This window comes from Rhodobacteraceae bacterium Araon29, from assembly GCA_039640505.1.
Taxonomy (GTDB): domain Bacteria; phylum Pseudomonadota; class Alphaproteobacteria; order Rhodobacterales; family Rhodobacteraceae; genus CABZJG01.
Genome location: CP046865.1, coordinates 3,225,471 through 3,247,944, shown reverse-complemented (window position 1 = coordinate 3,247,944; position 22,474 = coordinate 3,225,471). Strand labels below are relative to the sequence as shown.

At 48.4% G+C, this 22,474-nt stretch carries 24 protein-coding genes and 1 pseudogene; 13 read left to right on the top strand and 12 right to left on the bottom strand.

The genetic code is table 11. The annotated features are described in order from the left end of the window. Positions 1-18 precede the first annotated feature (18 nt). Complete coding sequence (locus tag GN278_15735; GenBank protein XAT62090.1) at positions 19-1,308, top strand: hypothetical protein; 1,290 nt, start codon at positions 19-21, stop codon at positions 1,306-1,308. Positions 1,309-1,365: 57 nt separating this feature from the next. Here GN278_15735 and GN278_15730 read toward each other — a convergent pair whose 3' ends face one another. The 4 genes from GN278_15730 to GN278_15715 form a co-directional block, all read right to left on the bottom strand. Next, positions 1,366-1,683, bottom strand: coding sequence for a hypothetical protein (locus GN278_15730; GenBank protein ID XAT62089.1), 318 nt, complete (start codon positions 1,681-1,683; stop codon positions 1,366-1,368). Beyond that, positions 1,680-2,051: a flagellar biosynthesis protein FliS gene (locus tag GN278_15725; protein XAT62088.1), complete on the bottom strand. Its 372-nt coding sequence runs from the start codon at positions 2,049-2,051 to the stop codon at positions 1,680-1,682. Before GN278_15725 ends, GN278_15730 begins: the two co-directional genes overlap by 4 nt. A gap of 102 nt (positions 2,052-2,153) precedes the next feature. Next, positions 2,154-2,588 (bottom strand): hypothetical protein, encoded by a 435-nt coding sequence (locus tag GN278_15720; GenBank protein ID XAT62087.1) that lies wholly within the window; start codon positions 2,586-2,588, stop codon positions 2,154-2,156. Positions 2,589-2,831: 243 nt separating this feature from the next. Beyond that, on the bottom strand, positions 2,832-3,380 hold the full coding sequence (locus GN278_15715; GenBank protein XAT62086.1) for a hypothetical protein: 549 nt from the start codon (positions 3,378-3,380) through the stop codon (positions 2,832-2,834). 106 nt (positions 3,381-3,486) lie between these two features. Here GN278_15715 and GN278_15710 point away from each other — a divergent pair. From GN278_15710 to GN278_15695, 4 genes and pseudogenes are all read left to right on the top strand, one after another. Next, a pseudogene (locus tag GN278_15710) lies at positions 3,487-3,669 on the top strand (hypothetical protein). A gap of 336 nt (positions 3,670-4,005) precedes the next feature. Further along, positions 4,006-4,497 carry a hypothetical protein gene (locus tag GN278_15705; GenBank protein ID XAT62085.1) on the top strand — a complete coding sequence of 164 codons (492 nt, stop codon included), beginning with the start codon at positions 4,006-4,008 and terminating at the stop codon, positions 4,495-4,497. A 21-nt stretch (positions 4,498-4,518) separates the two neighbouring features. Then, positions 4,519-5,202: a hypothetical protein gene (locus GN278_15700; protein ID XAT62084.1), complete on the top strand. Its 684-nt coding sequence runs from the start codon at positions 4,519-4,521 to the stop codon at positions 5,200-5,202. A 171-nt stretch (positions 5,203-5,373) separates the two neighbouring features. Continuing rightward, positions 5,374-7,080 (top strand): CBS domain-containing protein, encoded by a 1,707-nt coding sequence (locus GN278_15695; GenBank protein ID XAT62083.1) that lies wholly within the window; start codon positions 5,374-5,376, stop codon positions 7,078-7,080. A gap of 5 nt (positions 7,081-7,085) precedes the next feature. On the opposite strand, the gene GN278_15690 is transcribed toward GN278_15695, so the two are convergent. Next, entirely contained in the window at positions 7,086-7,577 is a 492-nt protein-coding gene (locus GN278_15690) for an aspartyl-trna synthetase (protein ID XAT62082.1), read from the bottom strand. 102 nt (positions 7,578-7,679) lie between these two features. Here GN278_15690 and GN278_15685 point away from each other — a divergent pair, with 102 nt between their 5' ends. Further along, complete coding sequence (locus tag GN278_15685; protein XAT62081.1) at positions 7,680-8,666, top strand: D-glycerate dehydrogenase; 987 nt, start codon at positions 7,680-7,682, stop codon at positions 8,664-8,666. Between the two features lie 75 nt (positions 8,667-8,741). Here the strand turns inward: GN278_15685 and phbB are convergent, their stop codons facing one another. From phbB to GN278_15670, 3 genes are all read right to left on the bottom strand, one after another. Then, positions 8,742-9,464, bottom strand: coding sequence for an acetoacetyl-CoA reductase (gene phbB / locus GN278_15680; GenBank protein XAT62080.1), 723 nt, complete (start codon positions 9,462-9,464; stop codon positions 8,742-8,744). A 146-nt stretch (positions 9,465-9,610) separates the two neighbouring features. After that, on the bottom strand, positions 9,611-10,786 hold the full coding sequence (locus tag GN278_15675; GenBank protein XAT62079.1) for an acetyl-CoA C-acyltransferase: 1,176 nt from the start codon (positions 10,784-10,786) through the stop codon (positions 9,611-9,613). A 106-nt stretch (positions 10,787-10,892) separates the two neighbouring features. Further along, positions 10,893-11,732 (bottom strand): EAL domain-containing protein, encoded by an 840-nt coding sequence (locus tag GN278_15670; protein ID XAT62078.1) that lies wholly within the window; start codon positions 11,730-11,732, stop codon positions 10,893-10,895. An 81-nt stretch (positions 11,733-11,813) separates the two neighbouring features. Here GN278_15670 and tag point away from each other — a divergent pair, with 81 nt between their 5' ends. The 7 genes from tag to GN278_15635 all read left to right on the top strand — a co-directional run bounded on the left by tag (position 11,814) and on the right by GN278_15635 (position 18,005). Continuing rightward, positions 11,814-12,380 (top strand): DNA-3-methyladenine glycosylase I, encoded by a 567-nt coding sequence (tag, locus tag GN278_15665; GenBank protein XAT62077.1) that lies wholly within the window; start codon positions 11,814-11,816, stop codon positions 12,378-12,380. Positions 12,381-12,638: 258 nt separating this feature from the next. Then, positions 12,639-13,259, top strand: a complete 621-nt coding sequence (gene rpsD / locus GN278_15660) for a 30S ribosomal protein S4 (protein XAT62076.1) — start codon at positions 12,639-12,641, stop codon at positions 13,257-13,259. 118 nt (positions 13,260-13,377) lie between these two features. Further along, on the top strand, positions 13,378-14,463 hold the full coding sequence (locus tag GN278_15655) for a histidinol-phosphate transaminase (GenBank protein XAT62075.1): 1,086 nt from the start codon (positions 13,378-13,380) through the stop codon (positions 14,461-14,463). Then, positions 14,460-15,383: a prephenate/arogenate dehydrogenase family protein gene (locus GN278_15650; protein ID XAT62074.1), complete on the top strand. Its 924-nt coding sequence runs from the start codon at positions 14,460-14,462 to the stop codon at positions 15,381-15,383. Before GN278_15655 ends, GN278_15650 begins: the two co-directional genes overlap by 4 nt. 232 nt (positions 15,384-15,615) lie before the next feature. Further along, entirely contained in the window at positions 15,616-16,464 is an 849-nt protein-coding gene (locus GN278_15645; GenBank protein XAT62073.1) for a methyltransferase domain-containing protein, read from the top strand. 72 nt (positions 16,465-16,536) lie between these two features. Continuing rightward, entirely contained in the window at positions 16,537-17,025 is a 489-nt protein-coding gene (locus tag GN278_15640; GenBank protein ID XAT62701.1) for a hotdog fold thioesterase, read from the top strand. Positions 17,026-17,201: 176 nt separating this feature from the next. Beyond that, entirely contained in the window at positions 17,202-18,005 is an 804-nt protein-coding gene (locus GN278_15635; protein ID XAT62072.1) for a hypothetical protein, read from the top strand. 127 nt (positions 18,006-18,132) lie between these two features. Here the strand turns inward: GN278_15635 and GN278_15630 are convergent, their stop codons facing one another. The 4 genes from GN278_15630 to GN278_15615 form a co-directional block, all read right to left on the bottom strand. Next, a complete protein-coding gene (locus GN278_15630) occupies positions 18,133-19,320 on the bottom strand; it encodes a CoA transferase (GenBank protein ID XAT62071.1) in 1,188 nt (395 codons plus the stop codon). Further along, positions 19,310-20,827: a tripartite tricarboxylate transporter permease gene (locus GN278_15625; GenBank protein ID XAT62070.1), complete on the bottom strand. Its 1,518-nt coding sequence runs from the start codon at positions 20,825-20,827 to the stop codon at positions 19,310-19,312. Before GN278_15625 ends, GN278_15630 begins: the two co-directional genes overlap by 11 nt. Before the next feature lie 12 nt (positions 20,828-20,839). Further along, positions 20,840-21,325, bottom strand: coding sequence for a tripartite tricarboxylate transporter TctB family protein (locus tag GN278_15620; protein ID XAT62069.1), 486 nt, complete (start codon positions 21,323-21,325; stop codon positions 20,840-20,842). Between the two features lie 61 nt (positions 21,326-21,386). Next, on the bottom strand, positions 21,387-22,373 hold the full coding sequence (locus GN278_15615) for a tripartite tricarboxylate transporter substrate binding protein (GenBank protein ID XAT62068.1): 987 nt from the start codon (positions 22,371-22,373) through the stop codon (positions 21,387-21,389). Positions 22,374-22,474: the final 101 nt, after the last annotated feature.

Genomic DNA, 22,474 nt, shown 5'->3' with positions numbered 1-22,474 from the left:
CATTAGTAGAGGTCAGTTATGGTAAATGAGCTAGTTTTTAGAGCAGCAGATACAGCAACTGCACTTGAAAAGGTACAGGATAATCTTGGTGAGAATGCTTTTATTATCGAGATTAAAAATGTAGGCAATTTTGTCGAAATTACAGCTTCTTTACAAGAGCCTGTCGCGGTTAAGGGGAGCGCCAAAACTGCACCCAAGAATTCTGTTCTCGTGCTGTCTAAAAGATTGCAAGAAAATGCTGCATTGGGCACGGGCAAAGATAACACAGATTTAGAAACGCTAGCGGATTTTGATGAGCTTATTCCATATAAGCCAACGCCAAGCGAGATTGGTGCTGAGCAAGGTTTAATGGCTGATACGGATATTGAAAATACCGTTAAAGAGGCTTTGCCTCATTCAGGTCTTGCGAAAGAGAAAAGGCTGGACAAGGACCATAGTAATTCTGCGCAGGATTTGGACTTAAGCAATAATCCAAATGAAAGCCTGCTACAAGAAACCGACCCTAAAGATGAGGATATTCCGTTCGATTCGAATGTGCCATCAGCAGAGTTGGCTCTATCAGAAATGCATGATGGTCAACTAAGTTTTGGGGATCTTTTAAATATCGGGTTAACCAGTGAGTTCATAAAGAAAGAGTTCTCAATCTCAGAGTTTTCCGGTTCGATCACCAAAGATCATCTAGTTAACACGTTGATCAGGACGTTTTGGGACTCTAGCAGCCGAAGAATTTTAGATGTTTATTATAACATTGTTCTTTTAGGCACTCCAGGGTCAGGAAAGTCGACGATCTGCGCTAAATTAATGCAGCATTACAGCCTTTTTCGCCAAGATATGCCTCGCGTTTTACAAGTTTCACCGGATAAAATCTTTGAGCTAGATCGCTTGAGTTATTTCGCTCGTCTTTTCAATTTCCCGTTTGAAAAGCAGCAGAGTTTTAAATCGGAGGCTATCTTTCAGGTGGAAAAACAGCTCACCGAAATATCTTGGGAGTATTACTTCGAGTTCTTTGAAGCCATAGCGCAGCAAAGTAAACATTTGCCGCATGTTAAACTGCTTTTGGTGTTGCCAGCATCAATAAATACTGGCTCGCTGGCAGAGGTTTTAAGAGTGAGCCAAGGCGTAAATTCAGTGATTTTGAATAAATGTGACTATGGGCGAATTACAATTAAGCATCTGATGATGCTGTATCGGAAAAATTGCAAAATTGTTGGTCTTTCTGGTGATACTGAAGTCAATGAGCCAATCGAGTTTGTAGATGAAGCTACAATGCGCGGGTTCATTGAATATGTCCTAGATAGTAACCTTTAAGGGCTAACCTGATTTATCAGGTTCTTTTGTCACTTTCACAAATGTCTTCAAAGCATGCTAAGCAGCAATTGGCGACATATAAGCCTTTATTGCATTTTTGCGAAGCAAAAAGTCATTTCGCTTTTTTGTAGACTGATTTCTAATAAGTACCTTTTCTTTGCTAAGGCACTCTAAGGTTTCAGTTGATATTTTTTTTAAATTCGCCAAGTTTGAGGGATCGTTTTCTAAACACTCAAAAATTTTAATCAGGGCCTTTTGACGTTGAAGGGCCAAATCCATAGCTTTGCCCATGTCTTGTGAAGCCACGCATTCTTGTAATGCTTGGTTTAAACTCGCCAAAGTATCGTTTTGCTCTTTTATGCTGTCAGGAGTCATTTGATGGCGTTCCAGGAGTCGTGAATTTCCGAAATTACACTAACAGCCTGAGCAATATCGGCATCTTCTTCACTTTTCGAGTTGGCGATGACTTGGTATTTTACATATTCATAAAGCTTGAACAACTTATCAGCGATAGAAGCGCCCTTTTCAAAATCCAAACTGGTCTGAAGAATATAAATTGCTGTTAAGCATTTGGAGGATACGCGGTTGAAAAGCTCAGAGCCATGGGGAGGGCGGTCAGCCAAAACCTTTAAGTTGTGCAAAAGGGTTTCCAAGCAAACCGATACAGCGCCATGAGCGTCTTCTATTTGCGGGTTTGCCACAGAATTGTTCTGATATGCCTGCTGACCGATGAACTTGTTCATTTGAAACCTCCTTGATGCTTGCTTTTCAATACGGTTAGAATTTTGAAATGTTTAAAAAAATTTAAAAATTAACCTGGGTCAGTTCATTAACCTAAAATATGTTTATTTTAAAAGATTATCGAAATCCCCTAAATCAATCGAATTTTGGAGTAATCTAAGTGTTGGGATCAAATCATTTGGACAACTGACTTCAACGGCATCTTTACCAGGTTCTAATTCGAGGGGTTTGCCTTTGTAGAACAAGGAAATTTGTAATTTCCCACCATCGATTTCGGACCACCAGCGCCTAACCTTAACAGGAAGTGCGACGCGTCTAACATGACCATCAACTTCAGTTATCCATTTGTTTTTTGTTGGGACATAAGATCGATCTGTGGCCATCAGTATTTGTTCTGATAGCTTAGTTTTCAACTGATCTCTTTTTTTCATGGCTGATTTTATTTGGCTGTTCGGTATTTTTCTTACAAACTTCAAACTATTCCAAATGTCAGATTTAACTTCATCTGGTGACTTGATTTTAGAAAAGTGCTTGGTCATCTAGGTCACCTTGAGAAACATCTAGCGTCTAGTAAAATAACCAAAGGTCTTTTTACTGCCAACGCAAACAATTGGTATTCTCCAAGGTTTACGGCTGATATTGGCATTTGTTTAGAACAATCTGACTAATCTTTTTTAGCCAGTGATTAAAAAAGATGAGCCGTTGCGAAAATTTTCAAACAAAGTTTTTGTGATAACCTTAGCTTTAACGCTTTCAATGCTGTTTCGTCCAAGAGCTTTGAGTTAGTAGTTGCTCAGCAAGCGGTAGACCGTTGTTGTTTCAATGTATACTCCCAGTTCGCTAAAAGCCTGAGATATAACTTCGCTTGCTCCGAACGAATTTTCACTGTTTGCTCCAGTGACAGGCAGTTGAAATACATTGATCAGAGTAAGCCCCAATTGTTCGATTATAGGTGCAAATTCTTCGGTGCTGCCTGGTGCGCCTTGTGTGTTCATATTGATAGACTTTACTGGATCCCATCCTGAAATGATAGAACAAGCGAACTGACGCGTTACCTGCGATAAATGGTCATCCGACAGCAACTTTGCCGCAATATATGAGCGCGCAAATTCCCAAGTTTTTTTATCGAAGCTCGCAAGATAGAAGAGTGAACTTTCCAAGTGATCTGGCAAATCATCAAAGTTTGTAATGCCTTTGGATTGGGCATCGTTAAACAGTGTAATCAGCGCGTTTAACTCATGAGGTTTGGAGTGCAATTTACTATTAACTACATAGCCGCTTTGCGCTAAAACTTGGAGCGTCAAATTTTTAAAATCATGTATAGAGTGCATAGCGTTTGGTATCTGATGTTTACAGCACTAACAAACCATTTAAATATTTCAAAATCAACCAATTTGGTTATAAGATGACATTAAATAATTCGAGTAGGAGGTGAATATGAAAGTTCGTGCGAATGTAAAAATGTCGGGATGCTCTTTTGATGAGTGGAAAACCTTTTTTGACAGTTATGAGGCGGACCGTGTCAGATTTGTAAGAAACGAAACAGTTTTGCAGATCAGTGACAGCGAAGCAGAGGTTGTATTTGAAATATCCGATATTGAGGGCTTAACCGGCTTATCCCAACGAGGTGATATTCTTGATTTTGAGCAACAAAACGGTGTTGTTGTTTCAATAGAGGGTGCATAGCTAGTCGTAGGCAAGGCTGTATTCGGTAACGGCCACCCTTTACAATATTTAGATAATACAGCCTATTTTAGCGAAAAATTATTTCGCCTATTATTATATATTTTTCCAGACTGTGATTGTTTTGATGAATAAATTTATTTTAAGATTATATAAGGTGGGAGTGGGTGGAAGTTGGTATTATCGTCTGAGTTAAGTTTGGCTCGAATTTTGCAGATTAGATTACCAAGAGTTCACCAGTTGTGCGTGTAAAAGTAAAGAGAGGTAGCGCAGATGCAGTTTTGTCCGTTGTGGATTCTAGGCATTGTGTCGGCGCACGCGACTGAAAGCTATATTGCTAAAGATGTGCCACTAGACGCTTATGCCATTAAGTATAGTAGAATTCTGGGCAATCAATATTCAGACACGACAACAAAAAAATTAAAGTTGATCTGCGAAGAGATGATGCTTTTTCTGATTGAAATTCAGGCAGAGGATTTATCTGATCTTTTCAATTCGTATATCTATTTTATGACAACTTTTGATGAACGGGGTGAACCAAGAAAAATAAAGACATTTTTTAAAAATGCTTTGGCTCCTGTGAATGCAGAAGCTACCGTTGCAGAGGTGATGAAATCTTTCAAGGTATTTACCTTTAAATATAGATCTAATGACGTTCTAACTGTGCCAGTTGATTGGCAAGTATCTGATGTAGAAAAAATTAGCTGGTTGGGCGATCTCTTTGATGAAGAAATCACATATCGTGATGGTTTTGATCTGTCATAACAACAAAATGGGAAAAGTATTATGCCACTGTCACTTTCTGATGCTGCAAAACGAGCCAAATTATCGACTGACGAATTAAAGCTTCATATTGAAAGTGGGAAATTAGTTGCTGGTCGAGCTTCTGACGGTCCATCAGCCCGTTACCTAATTGAAGAAAGTGATTTAGATGCGTTTTTGGCAGCAAATCAATCATTCACTGAGTTATGGTCAGATGATAAGGAATTGGACGAACATGAAGAACAATTAGTTCTGGGAACGTCAGCGGGAGGAAGTCTAAGAAAAGTGCTAACTGTCGAGGCCGTTTCTGAATTGCGCGTTCACTATAGAATTTTGACAGGTCGGGTTGAAACTCTTGAACGCCTCTTTTCTGAGTTTATCGAAGCGGAAAAAACCCTTGATAATACTCTTGTTTTAAATGACTCTTGGAAAGTCCCAGGTGAGGAAAAGGCGGAAGCGTCAAGACCTGAGGTTATTTCGGAAAGCTCAAAGACCGATTCCGCATCGGCTGCTGCGCCTGAAAAGCTAGGCAAAGTTAGTCAAAAACAAGTGCCTTCTTCAGACGATTTGAAATCAAAGTTATCCGCCGCAACAGACTTAGAAGTCGATGAACAGGAAACACCTGTCGGAAGTATTGACTTGCGTTTGCAAGAATATGAGCGTCGTTTGGCAGAGGCAAAACAAACCGCAACAAGGCTATGGCATTAAATAAAATTTCAATTCTCTTTTATGCAAAATTAATGGGGATTGAATGCTAAAATTGCACGCTTCTAATGCATTGATCGATTAAATATTAATTAATTCACTCTCAAATATAAATAAATTTTAGTTGTAAAATTATGATGATCAGTTCTTAATTAAAAAAACACATGGGTTTTTATGGAAAATCGGGCGCAACTATCGGCTACCTTCAAGCATTTAGGTCAAGTTATGATTATTGGCCTTTTTTTTGGATGTTTGGTTGCCGTTGTCGCGCATGTCTTTGTTGTGGGGGTACAGTACTTTTCAGCTCAAAGAACTGCGGTGGCTCCAATTCAAGCCTTTGGCTTGACCCTTCATTACAGTCAAGTTTTCACACTGACCATAGCTGCAACGGCAATTTATATCCTAAAGCGAACGCTTGGTATTGGCCGCTGGCATGGCCCGGCAGATAGTATTTATGCAGCACATAGAACTGACAATGAATTGGATGTTAAAACAGGCTTAAGCTCTACTTTAGCCGCCTTTTTATCTGCATCCGGTGGGGCTTCAGTGGGCCAATATGGTCCGCTTGTCCACTTTGGAGCCGTCATAGGCAGTGGTCTAAAGCGAATCTTGAAAAGCGATATGACTACAGATGTTTTTATTGGATGTGGCGTTGCTGCCGCAATTTCTGCTGGATTTAATGCCCCAATCGCCGGTGTGGTATTTGCTCATGAGGCCCTGATTAGGCATTTTTCACTGCGCGCAATTGCTCCAATTGCAATTGCATCTTGCTCTGCAGCTGGGTTAACCGAATTACTCTGGGGTGGAACAACCCTATTTGAGGTCGGCGTTTTTGAAGGCGAGCTATCGACATTATTACCGTTTGCTCTCGTCATGGGACCATTTTTTGGTTTGGTTGCTGTTTTGTTTATGCAAAGCGTGCGCAATGCCACAAAATTTGTAGGTTCACGTGGTTATAGCCCTTTGGTCGGTTTGACACTTGCCGTGGTTATAACCTCTATCGGCGGCGCCTTTTTTCCTGAAGCGCTTGGTCTTGGTGGCGATACGGTGCGCGGGGCAATCAGTTTAGAATTCACTTTTGCATTCCTTGTTGCCGTGTTGTTGGTAAAGATCGTTTTGACCACGGCATGTCTAAGTTTAGGTCTGTTCGGCGGTATCTTTTCTCCATCATTGGTTATTGGCGCCAGCGCGGGTGCGATCGCCCTTGGTTTATGTAATATGGTCGGGCTAGATCCGGTTGGCTCGATTGGTATCGTTATTTGTGGAATGGCGGCCGTATCCTCAGCGGTGATCGGGGCCCCAATTGCCGGGGTGATGGTGGTATTAGAGCTAACGGGCTCATATGAGTATGCGCTTCTTGCAATGGTTAGTATTGTCACAGCTGTTTTGACATCACATCACCTTTATGGCCATTCATTCTTTGATCGCCAATTGTCTGACCGTGGAATTGATATTGCAAGCGGCCGTACTGGTCTTGAAATGATGGATCGCAGTATAGTGGGTATTGTCCACGATGATTACGCTCGGCTGTCGTCTGCAGACAGTGCCGAGAGCGGTGTAAATGTAATGCTTAGTGCCGGTATGAGCGAAGCCTATATTCTTGAAGAGAACAATAATTTTATCGGCAAGGTTACATTGCAGCAGCTCCTTATGGCTGAGCAGAAATCAACGATCACAAGTCTGCTTCAACAGGATCCAATTTCGATAAAATCAGATGCATCTTTGCAGCAAGCCATGGAAATTGCGGTTGAATTTGTGGGTGAAAGTATTCCAATCATTGATCGGGACACGAATAAGATGCTTGGAATTGTAACCGAAGGTGATTTGTTCAAGGATTACTTGCAACTGCAAAATAAGATTGTCGATCTTGAAAGGCGGTAGTTGATTTATTCTTTTACCTCATCGTCGTAAACGCCCCACAATGTGCTTTTGGGTAACCAGCCTTTAAATCCACCGGCGCGTAGTTGGCACCACTCAATCGTGCATTTTTCTAAGTTTGCGATAGCAGTTTTTTCAAACCGGGCGACAACCAAGCTGTCTTTGTCAGGCTGTGAAAACATAGGTTGCATGTCTTGAAGTATAATAGCGCTTCGAACCCCTGAGAGTAAGGAATAATGTATCCAACCACCGGCGCCATCAATATCGCGAACACGGCGCCAGTTCTCATATTCTGCATAGATTTCCAAAGGCATGTGTTTGCGTTTAAAAACCCAATCGATCCGATGGGAAAGCGATGGTCCGCGGCGCGCGTTGGCTTCGGTGGCCTTGAGCGATACAAATCTTGGCATTGGAAGATTGGTAATAGGCCCTTTCTCTTGGGCAAAGAGTGGGCCTGCGACAATACTCAGCAAGAATAGGATTAAGCCGAAACGTTTCATAGGGGCCTGCTCAAAAACCTAACATGTTTTTTTCTAGGGGTTCTTGTACCCAGATGCAACTTGCGTCAGTTTAAACGTGAAAACTTAATTACGGGGGTCGATATGTCTAGCGATCAAATAAGCGTAGCGGTTACCCGCCGTTTACCAGATGCTGTCGAAAACCGTTTGTCCGAGCTTTTTGATGTTAAACTGCGTGACAGCGACGAACCGATGACCCGGGCCGAATTGGCGCAAGCGGTGAAAACTGCTGATGTTTTAGTGCCTACTGTAACTGATCGAATTGATGCGGCCTTGCTTGCGCAGGCGGGTCCTCGGCTGAAGCTGCTGGCAAATTTTGGTGCTGGGATTGATCATATAGATGTTGATACAGCGCGCCAACGCGGGATTTTGGTGTCTAATACACCGGGTGTGTTAACCGATGATACGGCTGATATGGTCATGGCGTTGATGCTGAGCGTCACGCGGCGCATCCCTGAGGGGCTGGCTGTGATGCAGTCAGGAGACTGGACAGGGTGGGCACCGACTGCATTTTTGGGCGGACGGCTTGGTGGTCGCCGCCTTGGTATTTTAGGGATGGGGCGCATTGGACAGGCCGTTGCACGCCGCGCTGCCGTATTTGGCATGCAGATACATTATCATAATCGCAAACGCTTAAGAGCCGAGATCGAAGAAGAGCTGGGCGCGACCTATTGGGAAAGCCTTGACCAGATGGTTGCGCGGATGGATGTAATCTCGATCAATTGTCCGCACACCCCATCTACTTTCCATTTAATGAATGCGCGGCGGCTAAAATTGATGAAGCCAACGGGGGTGATCATCAATACATCACGCGGTGAGGTGATTGATGAAAATGCGCTGACAAGAATGCTGCGCGCTGGTGAGTTGGCTGGGGCGGGGCTGGATGTCTATGAGCATGGTACGGACATTAATCCCCGTTTACGGCAGCTGGGTAATGTTGTTCTTTTGCCTCATATGGGCTCTGCCACAATAGAGGGACGTATCGAAATGGGCGAAAAGGTATTGATTAACATCAAAACCTTTGCTGATGGGCATCGACCGCCGGATCAGGTTGTCCCGGGAATGCTTTAAGCTCTGAACGGTATCGCCGGACCTAAAAAGCCCGACGATGCCGCAAACTGCGTCTTTGAGAAAACCGCAAAAGGTTTAGACGAAATGTTGGCCGCCATTGGCTGTAATGGTAGAGCCATTGATAAAGGCTGCATCATCCGAGGCCAAAAATAGCACGCAGCGTGCGATTTCTTCTGGTTCACCCAAACGGCCTGTTGGAATTTGTGCAACAATACCATCACGCACTTTTTCCGGTACAGCCATAACCATCTCAGTCGCAATATACCCTGGGCAGATGGCATTGGCTGTGATGCCATACCGAGCGCCTTCCTGCGCCAGTGATTTGGTAATGCCAAGGTCTCCTGCCTTCGATGCCGCGTAGTTCACCTGAGCAAATTGACCTTTCTGACCATTGATCGAGCTGATGGTGATAATGCGGCCGAATTTACGTTCGCGCATACCGGGCCAGACCGGATGGGTCATATTAAAAACGCCAGTAAGATTTGTATCGATCACTTGTGACCATTGCTCTTTGGTCATTTTATGAAACGGGGCGTCGCGTGTGATCCCAGCGTTATTAACCAAAATATCAACCGGGCCAAGCTCTGCTTCGACTTTTGAAATGCCCGCAGCACATTCATCATAGTCTGCAACATTCCATTTGAATGTTTTAATACCTGTTTGCTCGGTAAAGGCGGCCGCCGCCGCATCGTTCCCGGCATAGGTCGCTGCAACTTGATATCCTGTGTTGCTCAGAGCAACTGAAATAGCGGCGCCAATGCCACGTGATCCGCCGGTAACCAGCGCTGTTCTAGACATAAAGGGTCTCCTTAGAATTTAATTGCCTTGGTAATGCTATTACGTTTTTTGTATTAAATTAGCAATATTATTTCGTAAAGAAATTTCTGCAGCGCAGCAATTTATGGGCAAAAAAAGGGGAATAACCCCTTTTTTATTGAACTAAATCAGTCTCTTTCGAGACACATAGCAACGCCCATTCCGCCACCGATACAAAGTGTCGCAAGGCCTTTTTTTGCATCCCGGCGCTTCATTTCAAACAGCAAAGTGTTCAAAATACGCGCGCCAGAGGCTCCGATTGGATGGCCAATAGCAATTGCACCGCCATTGACGTTCACGATCGCAGGGTCCCATCCCATGTCTTTATTTACCGCGCAGGCCTGCGCTGCAAAGGCTTCGTTGGCTTCAACCAAATCCAGATCTGAAACTGACCAGCCAGCTTTTTCCAACGCCTTGCGGCTGGCATAGACCGGCCCAACGCCCATAATCGCTGGGTCAAGCCCAACAGTCGCATAAGAGGCAATGCGCGCCAAAGGCTCGATACCGCGTTTTTCTGCTTCATCCGCGCTCATGAGTAAGGCGCCAGCAGCGCCATCATTAATGCCTGAGGCATTGGCCGCTGTCACGCTACCCTCTTTGACAAATGCAGGTCGCAGTTTTTGCATGTTTTCGATGGTCGCTCCGTGGCGGATGTACTCGTCTTGATCCACTACAATATCGCCCTTTCGGGTTTTAACGGTGAAGGGTGTGATTTCATCCGCGAACTTACCCGCTTTTTGCGCTGCTTCGGCTTTGTTTTGCGAGCTGACGGCAAATTCATCCTGCATGTCGCGGCTAATCTGCCACTTCTGTGCAACATTCTCGGCTGTTTGACCCATGTGGTAGCCATTAAAGGCATCCCACAGGCCGTCCTTAATCATACAGTCTATATACTTAAGATCACCCATTTTGTGACCGGCTCGAAGGTGTGCAACATGCGGTGAAAGTGACATGTTTTCCTGACCGCCCGCAGCCACAATATCCGCATCACCCAATTGGATGTGCTGTGCCGCCAAAGCAACGGCCCGCAAACCCGATCCACAAACCTGATTGATACCCCAAGCTGAACTTTCAATGGGCAAACCTGCGTTCACATGTGCTTGGCGTGCTGGGTTTTGTCCCTGACCTGCGCTCAGCACTTGGCCAAGAATGGTTTCAGATACGTCCGACTTTTCAATGCCCGCGCGATCAACCAAGGCTTCTAAAACGGTTGTGCCCAAATCATGGGCGGGCGTATTGGCAAAGGATCCGGTAAAGCTTCCCACTGAGGTGCGGGCGGCTGAGGCGATTACTACATTCGTCATTTTTGCGATCTCCAAAAGAAAACACCGCAGATAAAATCTGCTCCTTGAGCGCATTGATAACCGAAATGCTGCAATGCGGCAACTGCCAAGCTGTCGGATGACGTAATCAGGCGAACTTTTTTGATTTCTGCTTTGATTTCTGCGCCCAAGGAGGATGAACTGTCGGAACCCCGAAATAATATCCCTGTTGGCAATCGACCCCTGTGCTGCAAAGCCATTCACTGGCTTCGACGGTTTCAACGGCTTCTGCAATGGCGAACATATCAAAATGTTCTGCAATAGAAATAAGAGCTTGGGTCAATACCTGGTTGTCTGCGTTTGACTCTATATTGCGCATGAATTGACCATCAATTTTCAGGATATCGAAGTGGAAATCACGCAGATATCGAAATGAAGTTGCTCCGGAACCAAAGTCATCCAGCGCAAAACGAATGCCGCGCCTGTTCATATCGCGCATAAAATTCATCACCAACTCAGGCACAAGCATGGCAGAACTTTCGGTGATTTCTAGAATAAGGCGCGCCCCAAGGGTCGAATCATATCGAAGCGCTTTTCCAAGGATTTCCAACCAGCGGCCATAGCCGATAGATCGCGCCGACATATTAATCGATAGCTTTATCTGTGGATTAGATGCGAGCGTGCGCAGCCCTATTTCCAGAGCTTTACAATCTATAAGCCGGCCAGTTTCAAGTTCTTCTACTTTGTGGATGAATTCGCCAGCCGGAATAATCCGCCCGGTTGGGTCGGGTATGCGGATCAAGCCTTCGTAAAAAACAATGGTATGAGGTTTTGAGCTGGTGACTATTGGTTGAAACGCCAGCATTGCTTCATCATGCCTAAGAGCCGCATCGACCATTGAAACACTGGTTTTATCTCGTTTGCCAACAGCGTGATCTAGTGGGTTTTCCTCATGCGCCAAAACATCAAGTCGGTTGCGGGTTTCCATTTTCCCCTCCATCATCAACTTGGTCAGACTGCCGAAAATAGGATAACAAAGCCCTAATGGATCGAAATTGAACGGATTATAATGGACAAAGAAAATCGGTGCGGCTGGGCCGGGCAGGATCCGCTTTATATTGCCTACCATGATAGCGAATGGGGCATCCCTGAATATGACAGTCGTGCGCTTTGGGAAAAACTTGTGCTCGAGGGATTTCAGGCTGGGCTAAGTTGGATTACCATATTGAAAAAACGCGATAATTTTCGCAGGGCATTCGGTGGATTTGATCCTAACGTGATTGCAAGTTGGGGAGCGAATAAGGTGGAAATCCTGATGCAGGATAGTGGGATTATACGGCATCGTGGTAAAATCGAGGCGACGATAGGCAATGCAAAAGCATGGCAAAACATCGAAAAATCCCAAGGATTTGATACATTTCTTTGGCGTTACATCGACCATAAGCCGATCATAAACAATTGGACCACCCTCTCTGAGGTACCTGCGCAAACCCCTTTATCACAGCAAATATCGCGGGATTTAAAGGCTGCTGGCTTTAAGTTTTGTGGCCCAACAATTGTCTATGCTTTCATGCAGGCCTCTGGCATGGTCAATGATCATCTGGTGGGTTGTCCGGCCCGCGGTGTGCGGCGCTAAAAGCGGCAAAATGGGATGTCTGTATTGCGTCTGTATCGCGGCAGTATCGCGTAGGTGCACAGAACCGTCCATAAACCTTGCAAATCTGGGTAATTCTTTGCCGCACAGAGCATTGACTCCGCTCCGCACCAGTGTATAAGCGCGGCTTCATTGGTGTTGGTGGCTCCCGCAAGGGATCGCCTGTCAGGAGCAATCCAGAGGACAACGCCCTTCACGATGGCCTCAAGGGGACATCACATATAAGGAAGGAGATCAGCCGTGACCAAACGCACGTCTGCCAAATATAAACTAGATCGCCGGATGGGCGAAAACATCTGGGGTCGTCCCAAATCACCCGTTAACCGCCGTGAATATGGCCCCGGTCAGCATGGCCAGCGCCGCAAGGCAAAACTGTCAGACTTTGGTCTGCAGCTGCGCGCCAAGCAAAAGCTCAAAGGCTATTACGGCGATCTGACCGAAAAACAATTCCGCCGCATCTATGCAGAAGCCGAGCGTATTCGTGGTGATACCGGCGAAAACCTGATTGGTTTGCTTGAGCGCCGTCTGGATGCGGTTGTGTACCGTGCCAAGTTTGTGGCCACCATGTTTGCCGCGCGTCAGTTCGTCAATCATGGCCATGTCACTGTGAACGGCAAGCGGGTGAATATCCCGTCTTACCGTGTCAAAGAAGGTGACGTGATCGAAGTGCGCGAAAAATCAAAACAGATTGTTGTGGTGCTTGAGGCCGTACAACTGGCCGAGCGTGATGTTCCTGATTACATCAATGCAGACCATTCGAAAATGGCAGCAACATTTGTCCGCACACCAGGACTTGGCGATGTGCCTTATCCGGTGATGATGGAACCAAACCTCGTCATCGAATATTACGCCCAGAACTAATAGAAGTTCACCGCAAAAAATAGGGGCCGTGACGGGAAACCGCCACGGCCTTTTTCGTTTCCCTCTGGTCATGGCCCCCCACCGCCGCTAAGAAGAAACCCAAGTCGGAGTTATGCAAATGGATAAGATCAAACCACAACCCGGGATCGACCAAATCGAGCTTTACCAAGGCGGCGCTGCGCATGTCGACGGGGTGAGCAATATTGTCAAACTGAGCTCAAACGAAAACCCCAACGGACCCAGCGAAGCCGCGATTGAGGCATTTCGCAAAACCGCCCATGAATTGCATCTTTATCCTTCCACCGACCACGGCAGCTTGCGGCAGGCAATCGCAGCCCAATTTGAGTTGACGGCTGATAATATCATCTGTGGTGTGGGCAGTGACGAAATTATTAGTTTCTTATGCCAAGCCTATGCCGGACCGGGTGATGAGGTGATCCATACCGAGCATGGTTTTGCCCTTTATCGCATTTCGGCGTTTGCCGCCGGCGCAAGCCCGGTAGAAGTAAAAGAGCGCAATCGCATCACCGATGTGGATGCCATTTTGGCTGCTTGCACGGATCGCACACGGCTGGTGTTTATCGCCAACCCTAATAATCCCACCGGCACCATGATTGATGATGGGGAAATAGCCCGTTTGGCGGATGGTTTGCCAAAGCAGACGCTCTTGGTTCTAGACGGTGCCTATGCAGACTATGTCGAGGGTTTTGACGGCGGCGCCAGATTGGTCGAAAGCCGTCACAACATCGTTATGACGCGCACCTTTTCCAAGCTTTACGGGCTTGGGGGAATGCGCGTTGGTTGGGGGTACGGGCCGCGGCCGGTGATTGATACTTTAAACCGCGTGCGCGGGCCTTTTAACCTGTCCTCTGCTGCGCTTGCAGCGGCAGAGGCCGCGGTGAAAGATCAAGACTATGCCGATAAATGCAGACGCGACAACAATCAGTTGCGTGACTGGCTGTCGATTGCTTTGGCCGAACACGGTGTGCCGTCTGATCCATCTCTAACCAATTTCATTCTGGCGCGATTTGCCTCACAGTCGCAAACCGAGGCCTGTGATGAATATCTTAAATCCCAAGGTCTGATTGTGCGCCGTGTTGCGGGCTATAACCTGCCCGATTGTCTGCGCATTTCAGTGGGCGATGAAAGCGCGTGCCGCCGTGTGGCCCATGCGGTTGGACAGTTTAAGGCAGGTGTGAAATGAGCCAGGTTTATGACCGTGTTGCCCTCATTGGACTTGGGCTTATTGCTTCGTCCATGTTTTGGGCGATCAAGCGCGCTGGGCTTGCCGGGGAAGTAACTGGCTATGCAAGATCACAAGAAACCCGCGATACAGCGCGCCGTATCGGGCTTTGCGACCGCGTTTGTGACAGTGCGCGCGAGGCTGTCGAAGGCGCCGATTTGGTGGTGCTTTGTGTGCCGGTGGGGGCCATGGGGCAAGTGGCCGCCGACTTGGCCCCGGCTTTAAAACCCGGCGCAACCGTGAGTGATGTGGGCTCGGTAAAACGCGCGGTGATTGATGCCGTTGCGCCGCATATTCCCGAAACTGTGCATTTCATCCCGGCGCATCCGCTTGCTGGAACCGAACATTCCGGGCCAGAAAGTGGATTTGAAAGCCTATTTGACAACCGATGGTGCCTTTTGGTGTCCGACAATGGCGCAGATGAGCAGGCCATAGCGGCTTTGCAGCAGCTGTGGCAAGGCATGGGTGCAAAAGTAGAGCGCATGGATCCTGATCACCATGATCTTGTGCTGTCCGTCACCAGCCATGCACCGCATTTAATTGCTTACACAATGGTAGGTGTGGCAGATGACCTCAGCCGCGTAACCGATAGCGAAGTGATCCAATACTCGGCTGCAGGCTTTCGGGACTTTACCCGTATCGCTGCCTCGGACCCCACCATGTGGCGGGATGTATTTTTGGCCAACAAAGACGCCACATTGGAAATTCTTGGCCGCTTTACCGAAGAGCTGTTCGCGCTGCAACGGGCGATCCGGCGCGGTGACGGCGCGCATCTGCACGACTATTTCACCCGCACGCGGCAAATTCGCCGCGGCATTATTGAAGCAGGTCAAGATACAGATGCGCCGGACTTTGGTCGGGGTCAGGCGTCTAAGGAATAGCGGCCTGCATGGCTTTGTGACGCAACGTCGAGCGGTGTTTGCGCAACCGTGCGATATGAGTAACTATATGTATTCAATATAATTTTCATCTCGCCCAAGCCAGTGACAATGAGTTACCAGTTTTTTTCAAGTTTACTTTTCCGGGGTTTGTACGTTTGCTGGCATTGATAGGTTTGACCACCGTGGCGGGCCATTATTTGATCAGGTGCACAGGTTATATTTAGGGGGTAGCATGTCGGTTTACGGCGAAAATGAAGATCAGGGCAAATACTGGAACGAAAAACCGGGCCGCTCTTGGGTTGTTCACGACCAAGAGATGAACAACAGGTTTCAGAATATTTCGGATATTCTTTTTTCCTGCATTGATCCGCTAGACCTTCCCAGCGCGTTGGATATCGGTTGCGGGGCAGGGGCTACCACCCTGCGCATGGCGAAAACGCTATCTGGTCGCGGCGCAGTCACCGGAATAGACATATCCGACGCGCTGCTCAGCTTGGCCCGGGAAAAAGCCAGCGCTGTGGACAATGTGACTTTCAAATGGGCGGATGCCCAATCCTATCAATTTGAACCGGCGGGTTTTGATGGCGCATTTTCCCGCTTCGGAGTGATGTTCTTTGCCGATCCCGAAAAAGCCTTTGGCAACCTCCGTGCGGCTTTAGCCCCCGGATCAAAGCTTGTCTTCGTTTGCTGGGCACCCCTGCAGGACAACCCGTTTTTTCTTGAGCCAATGGAAGTGGTTAGCAAACATACAAATTCACCTGTTGTCACGCCTGGTACCGCGCCGGGGCCGATGGCATTTAGCGATCGTGATTATCTGTCGGGTATTTTGCGCGCGGCAGGGTATCAGGCGATTGAGATTGCCACCCAGAAAACCACATTGGATACCCGACAAAGCCCGCAAGAAGATGCCGCTTTGCTGATGAAAATCGGCGCTGGTGCGCGCATGCTTTTCGAAGCCGAACCAAGCAAGGCGCAGGTGCAAAGCGTGCAAGAGGATTTTGTGCGGATGTCTGCAGCCAAAAGAAGCGGTGGCATCACCCGCTATCCGGCAACCATCCATGTGGTCACTGCAACGGCATAATCCAATTCTGAAGAGGTAAAGAGCAAAATGAGTAACGAAATTGATGCAATGTCCCCTGAAATGCCCCCTGAAATACCCCGTGCAATGCCCCCTGAAATGACAACGCAAGAGGCCATGTCCCTTACTGGATTTGAGCAAATAAACGGCATCTTGGAGGGCCGGTTTGCCCCGCCAAGCATCGGAACATTAATGAAATATAAAATGCATGCGGTGGCGGAGGGACGGGTGGTTTTTCGCAGCACGCCGGATGACACTGTGCTCAACCCGATGGGCAGTGTTCATGGCGGCTGGTATGGCACCCTTCTCGACAGTGCGATGGCCTGCGCTGTTGCGACGCGCGTGCCCAAAGGATTTTTCTCGACCACGTTGGAATATAAAGTCAATATCATCCGTCCTATTGCAGTTGGCACGAGCGTGGATGCCATAGGGGAAACGGATCATATTGGCCGTTCTACTGGTGTAGCAACAGGCAAAATCGTCGGGGTAGAAGACGGGCGACTTTATGCAACGGCCTCGACCACGTGCATTGTGATCAAGCTGGAACCAACGAAGCCAGAATAACGCTAAAAGCATTTTGATCGATCACCCGTCCAACAATTGCCTAGCCAATAGCTGGGCGATGCTTTATCCGATCCAGATTGATAGATAGGAAATTATTCAACTCGTAACTTGGAGCGCAGTGCAAAGTACACTAGGGAAGCATTCCAGCTGTGTTCCTGCTAAAATGGCTTTGAAAAATGACAAAAGATTCAAAAACCCAGCCGCTTCAAAATGGTACCCTACTGATTTTAGGCAGTGCGCCAGAAGTTGTTTCAATCGCGGACCAAAAGCTTCCCGCAGGCTGTGATCTTCTTGCGGTCAATAATGCCTGGCGTGTGCATCCAGAGACAAGGCATTTGATCATTCCAGGAGATTTTCCGGAAAAGGACCTACCTCCGGTCGAACGAGGCATGAATATAATAAGAGGGCAGCAGTCCAGTCGAGCGTCATGGAATGCCGGCGGACATTTATTTTGTGGAACAACAATGGTTTTTCTAGCGGGATACTTTGCAATCTGGGCCTTTAAGCAGCGCCAGATTAACATTTTTGGCTGCAATATGATGTATGAGGGCAAAGAGACACATTTTTATGGTTTGGGAAGTCCTGATCCGTTGATCGAAGATATTTATACCTATCCAGGAAAACGCAATCTTTTGGCAAAATCAGTTCGCCTATTCGCTTATGGGGCCATACAAAACAAGTTGGTCTTAAATGCCAATGCCCAACCAGGCAGCCGGCTATTTCTACCACCAATGCCCAACGCGCCATTAACCGATGAGCAGATCGAAGACGTTATGTGCAGTGAAACCACTGGCTGTCTGCTCAGCGATGCGATCGAGATTTTGAAATTCGAGCGAAAATTTCCCGGAAATAGGTATACTTTAGACCTAAGTGTTGTTTCTCGAACAAAGGAAATGATCAGTTTTATTGATCAAGTTGACGATAAATGGGAGGCGCTGGGCCACAAATATTACGCGGATATAGAGCACTTGCTGAAATAGTATAGCATCTTTGGGCATGTATTGCAGATTATCCTGCATTGCTTCATTGTATAAAACCGTTGCTAAGCATTTGAAAGCTGGCCTTTAATTCATGCTACTGTATCTTTTCCCAAGCTCTTTGGTTGTGCTAAATCACCTTTTGATCTGCCAAGGCCAGTAGCGCGGCCGTATCATAGCCCAGCTGTGCGTAAACCGCGTGGTTGTCCTGTCCAAGCTCGGGCGGCGGCTGTAATGCCTTAGGCCGGTCGCCATCAACCACTACGGGCGCTGCAACGGTATCAATGGATTGATCTGCCGCCTGATGGGTTTGGGTCAGTTGACGGCCGGTGATTTGGCCGCTGTGCAGCGCCTCTGGCACGCTTTGGATCACCGCGCAGGGCACGCCCAATCCGCTAAGCTCGTGCGCCCAATCGGCAGCAGGCCGGGTTTTCAGCACCGCTTCAAGCGCGGTCTTAAGCTGGATGCGGTTGGCCTTTCGTTGCTCGCGGGTGCGATACGCGGCTTGCTCGATCAAGCCTTCTAATCCCAAATGCCGCGCCAGCGCGCGCCATTGCTGATCTTTATTGGCGGCAATATTGATCTTTTGGTCTTTGGCTTCAAAACTTCCCGATGGCGCAGAGGTGACATTTTCATTGCCATGCGGCTCGGGCAGCTTGCCCCCGATCAGGTAATCTGACACCACCCAACCCATGCCGGAAAGCACCGCCTCGGTCATTGAGATATCCAAAAATGTCCCGCGCGGCGCCGCGTTTAACGCCGCTGCAATCGCAAAGGCGGCGGTCATGCCGCCCACCGTATCTGCCAAAGGATAGCCCACCCGTAGCGGGGCGCTGCCTTGGTCGCCGGTGATTGACATCAGCCCCGAGATACCTTGGATGATTTGATCATAGGCCGGATCATCCGCCATTGGGCCGTCTTGGCCAAAACCGGAAATGGCGCAGTAGATCAACTCGGGGCAGGTGGGTTTTAGATCGCCGTACCCAAGCCCCAGCCGCGCCATCACGCCGGGTCTAAAATTCTCCACCAAAACATCACTGGCCGCGGCCAGTTGCTTGAGGATTTTGGTCCCTTCGGGATGCTTTAGATTGAGCGTCACCGATTTTTTACCGGCGTTTTGCGCCAGAAAGCTGATCCCCATGTTTCGCGCACTAAGCGTAGGGTCGGCGCCAAGTTGACGGGCAAGATCGCCCGACCCGGGGCGTTCAACCTTAATCACTTCTGCGCCCATAAGGCTGAGCTGATAGCAACAATATGGACCGGACAGCACATTGGTCAGGTCAAGCACACGCACACCCGAAAGCGGCTTAGTCCCCATCGGCAATCCCTTGACTGCGCAGCCGTGCGCGCCGCGCCCGATAACTGGGCAGCGCCACCAGTAAAATCGCCAGCGCCAAAAGCCCCATGGTCATTGGCCGTTCTAGAACGAAACTAAAGCCGTCATAAAGCTGCATGGAGCGGGAAAAATTATCCTCAAGCATCCGCCCCAAGATAAAACCGATCAGCAAAGGCGCCAGTGGGTAATCGGCAAAGCGCAGCACTGTGGCGCAGATACCAAATCCCACAAGGATCAGCAGCTCGGTGGCATTGTTTTGCCCAATATAAGCCCCCATCAGGGTGAAAAACAGAATAAACGGGATTAGATAATTGCGCGGAATTGTCAGCACTTTTGCAATATAGGGGATCAGCGGCAGGTTGAGGATCAGCAAGATCACATTGCCAACATACATCGAAATAATCACCGACCAGAAAATTTCCGGCTGATCCACCATCAAGCGTGGCCCGGGTGAGACATTCAAAGCGATGAGTGCGCCCAAAAGAATGGCGGTTGTGCCCGATCCCGGAATGCCCAATGTCAAAAGCGGCACAAAAGACCCTGTGCAAGCGGCATTATTGGCGCTTTCTGGTGCTGCAAGGCCTTTGACAGACCCTTTGCCAAACTGGGCCTGATCTTCTTTCGATGCAATGTTGCGCTCGACCGCATAGCCCAGAAAACTGGCAATTGTCGCGCCGGCGCCAGGCAGCACCCCGATTAAAAACCCTTGGATCGATTGCCGGCCAATCACCGGTGCGATTGCGCGGGCTTCTTCGCGGGTAATCCGAAGGTCTTTGATATCCTCATTGGCTTTGCCGCTGTTTGATCGCGCCGGATCAAGCACCAGATACAGCGCCTCTGGCAGGGCAAACATCGCCATTGCTAGGGTGATAAACCCAAAGCCGGATTGCAGATCCATAATCCCCATGGTGAAGCGTGGCAGGTTAAACAAAGCGCCTTCTCCCACCGTGGCCATTATCAGCCCCAAAAGTGTCATTAGTAGCGCTTTGCCCACTTGCCCTGTGCCGGCAAAAGCTGCGATGGCAGACAGCCCCACCACCATCAGTGCGAAATACTCAGCCGAATGAAACAGCAAGGCCACGCTGGCCAGCGCCGGTGCAAAAATCATCAGCAGGATGGCGCCGATTGTCCCACCACAAAACGATGCAATGGCCGCAACGGTCAGGGCTTTGCCCGCTTTGCCTTGCCGCGCCATGGGGTAGCCATCAAAGCTTGTGGCAACGGTCGAAGCCACACCGGGCGCATTGATTAAAATCGACGAGGTCGAGCCGCCAAAAATAGCGCCATAATAAACACCGGCCAAAAGAATGATAGCCGCCGAAGGATCGCCAATGGTGATGGCGATGGGGATCATGATGGCGATGATCGACATCGGCCCCAAACCGGGCAGCATACCGATAAATGTGCCGATTAGGCAGCCGCCAACCACCATAAGAATATTGGTAATGGAAAAGGCGGTTCCAAGCCCAAGCAGTAGACCTTCTAGCATTTCATCACCTTTTTATGTCAAAACATAGGGCAGGGGCCGCAGGAATATTCCAAGCACCACTTGCACCAGATACCACACAAATCCGCTTGCCAGAGCAGAGATTATCAGCAGCCTAATCCACTTGCGTTCGCCAAGCACGGCCGCAGACAAGAACAAAAAGCCTGTAGTGGACAATAAAAATCCCATGGACCTTAGCAAAAGCGCATAGGCCACCATCAAAGCCAAAAGTCCTGCAGCCTGACCAATTTTATAATCTCCGAGCCGGCGGTAGTTGATCCCGCCTTCCTTGATGGAACCATCCGATTTCTCCACGCCAAGTACGATAAGCAGCGCTGTTACGCCGGTCAGAACGGCAAGCACCTTAGGAAAGGTACTGGGCCAGATCGGACTGCGGCGCATAAAGGGCGGCAATCCCTCATCCATGGTGAAAAAAGCGGTATAGCCATAGGCCAAACAGATCAGAAGTACGATCAGCGCGATCCAGCGATCCAGTGCCATGTCATCCCTCATTTGATGTGACGACCCCAGCATAGCAGGGATCGCCAAGAGTTAAAAAGCTTTAGAGAAAGCCCAGTTTTCTCATCAGATCACCGATGACTTTTTCCTGTGCTTCAAGGAAGCTTTTGAAATCATCACCCGGGTTGTGGATGTTGACCCAACCGTTGCGTGCACGTACGGCTTCCCACTCGGGTGTGTCATACATTTTTGCAATCGCATCCTGATATGCGGCCAGTGTGTCGGCAGGCAAGCCGGGTGCTGCAAAAAATCCGCGCCAGTTGACAAAGTTTGTATCAATACCTTGCTCTTTCATGGTTGGTGCATCGGCAAATGCATCAACGCGCGCATCAGATGTCACGCCAAGGATTTTCACTTCACCCGCTTGGGCAAGCGCAACCGCTTCTGAGAAGCCTGTTGAAAGCGCTTTAATCTCGCCTGACAGCAGGGCCGCCATAGCTTTACCGCCTGCATCATAGGCGACATATTTAACGCCCAAGGCATCTTTTCCAGCCGCTTCCATAACCATCGCGGCCACCAAGTGGTCCATGCCGCCCGGTACAGAGCCGCCGCCAATGGCTGTATCGCCTGGGTTTGCATCATAAGCAGCGATCAAGTCGGCCATTGAATTCAGCGGGCTATCCTTGCCCACCACCAAAGCGGCGTAATCACCGATGGTGCCGGATACAAGTGTCAGGTCGCGGAAGTTATGTGGAAACACACCGGTGAGCGAGCGAATTACGATCGGTGTTGAGTTGACCATCATTGTGCCGTGCTGGCTGTCAGCATTTTCGATCAGATAGCCAATCGCTTTCCCGCCGCCGCCGCCGGACATGTTTTCATAAGATGCAGAGCCCACGAGGCCAGATTTGGTCAGCGCCTCACCGGTCCCGCGTGCGGTTCCGTCCCAACCACCGCCGGCACCGCCGGGGATGAGGAAGTGGATGCTGTCTACAACTTGGTGACCGCCGGCAAGAACCGGTGTTCCCAAAGACAGCGTAGCTGCCGCCGCGGCGGCCAGCGCCCGGCGGGTAAATTTTAAAGTCGACATATTGTCCTCCCATTTGACATGTCCGTTATTTACGGACCATGACTAAGACTAGGGATCAAAACTGTCATAGACCTGTCACGTTGCAGGATCGCAAAGGATCA

What these genes read in the sequence shown, in the direction of transcription:
- GN278_15625 (XAT62070.1), bottom strand. Translation starts at nt 20,827, where the DNA reads ATGCTAGAAGGTCTACTGCTTGGGCTTGGAACCGCCTTTTCCATTACC.
- tag (XAT62077.1), top strand. Translation starts at nt 11,814, where the DNA reads ATGGACAAAGAAAATCGGTGCGGCTGGGCCGGGCAGGATCCGCTTTAT.
- GN278_15655 (XAT62075.1), top strand. Translation starts at nt 13,378, where the DNA reads ATGGATAAGATCAAACCACAACCCGGGATCGACCAAATCGAGCTTTAC.
- GN278_15695 (XAT62083.1), top strand. Translation starts at nt 5,374, where the DNA reads ATGGAAAATCGGGCGCAACTATCGGCTACCTTCAAGCATTTAGGTCAA.
- GN278_15675 (XAT62079.1), bottom strand. Translation starts at nt 10,786, where the DNA reads ATGACGAATGTAGTAATCGCCTCAGCCGCCCGCACCTCAGTGGGAAGC.
- GN278_15705 (XAT62085.1), top strand. Translation starts at nt 4,006, where the DNA reads ATGCAGTTTTGTCCGTTGTGGATTCTAGGCATTGTGTCGGCGCACGCG.
- GN278_15630 (XAT62071.1), bottom strand. Translation starts at nt 19,320, where the DNA reads ATGGGGACTAAGCCGCTTTCGGGTGTGCGTGTGCTTGACCTGACCAAT.
- GN278_15690 (XAT62082.1), bottom strand. Translation starts at nt 7,577, where the DNA reads ATGAAACGTTTCGGCTTAATCCTATTCTTGCTGAGTATTGTCGCAGGC.
- GN278_15715 (XAT62086.1), bottom strand. Translation starts at nt 3,380, where the DNA reads ATGCACTCTATACATGATTTTAAAAATTTGACGCTCCAAGTTTTAGCG.
- GN278_15615 (XAT62068.1), bottom strand. Translation starts at nt 22,373, where the DNA reads ATGTCGACTTTAAAATTTACCCGCCGGGCGCTGGCCGCCGCGGCGGCA.
- phbB (XAT62080.1), bottom strand. Translation starts at nt 9,464, where the DNA reads ATGTCTAGAACAGCGCTGGTTACCGGCGGATCACGTGGCATTGGCGCC.
- GN278_15670 (XAT62078.1), bottom strand. Translation starts at nt 11,732, where the DNA reads ATGGAAACCCGCAACCGACTTGATGTTTTGGCGCATGAGGAAAACCCA.
- GN278_15620 (XAT62069.1), bottom strand. Translation starts at nt 21,325, where the DNA reads ATGGCACTGGATCGCTGGATCGCGCTGATCGTACTTCTGATCTGTTTG.
- GN278_15685 (XAT62081.1), top strand. Translation starts at nt 7,680, where the DNA reads ATGTCTAGCGATCAAATAAGCGTAGCGGTTACCCGCCGTTTACCAGAT.
- GN278_15720 (XAT62087.1), bottom strand. Translation starts at nt 2,588, where the DNA reads ATGACCAAGCACTTTTCTAAAATCAAGTCACCAGATGAAGTTAAATCT.
- GN278_15735 (XAT62090.1), top strand. Translation starts at nt 19, where the DNA reads ATGGTAAATGAGCTAGTTTTTAGAGCAGCAGATACAGCAACTGCACTT.
- GN278_15700 (XAT62084.1), top strand. Translation starts at nt 4,519, where the DNA reads ATGCCACTGTCACTTTCTGATGCTGCAAAACGAGCCAAATTATCGACT.
- GN278_15725 (XAT62088.1), bottom strand. Translation starts at nt 2,051, where the DNA reads ATGAACAAGTTCATCGGTCAGCAGGCATATCAGAACAATTCTGTGGCA.
- GN278_15730 (XAT62089.1), bottom strand. Translation starts at nt 1,683, where the DNA reads ATGACTCCTGACAGCATAAAAGAGCAAAACGATACTTTGGCGAGTTTA.
- GN278_15645 (XAT62073.1), top strand. Translation starts at nt 15,616, where the DNA reads ATGTCGGTTTACGGCGAAAATGAAGATCAGGGCAAATACTGGAACGAA.
- GN278_15650 (XAT62074.1), top strand. Translation starts at nt 14,460, where the DNA reads ATGAGCCAGGTTTATGACCGTGTTGCCCTCATTGGACTTGGGCTTATT.
- GN278_15635 (XAT62072.1), top strand. Translation starts at nt 17,202, where the DNA reads ATGACAAAAGATTCAAAAACCCAGCCGCTTCAAAATGGTACCCTACTG.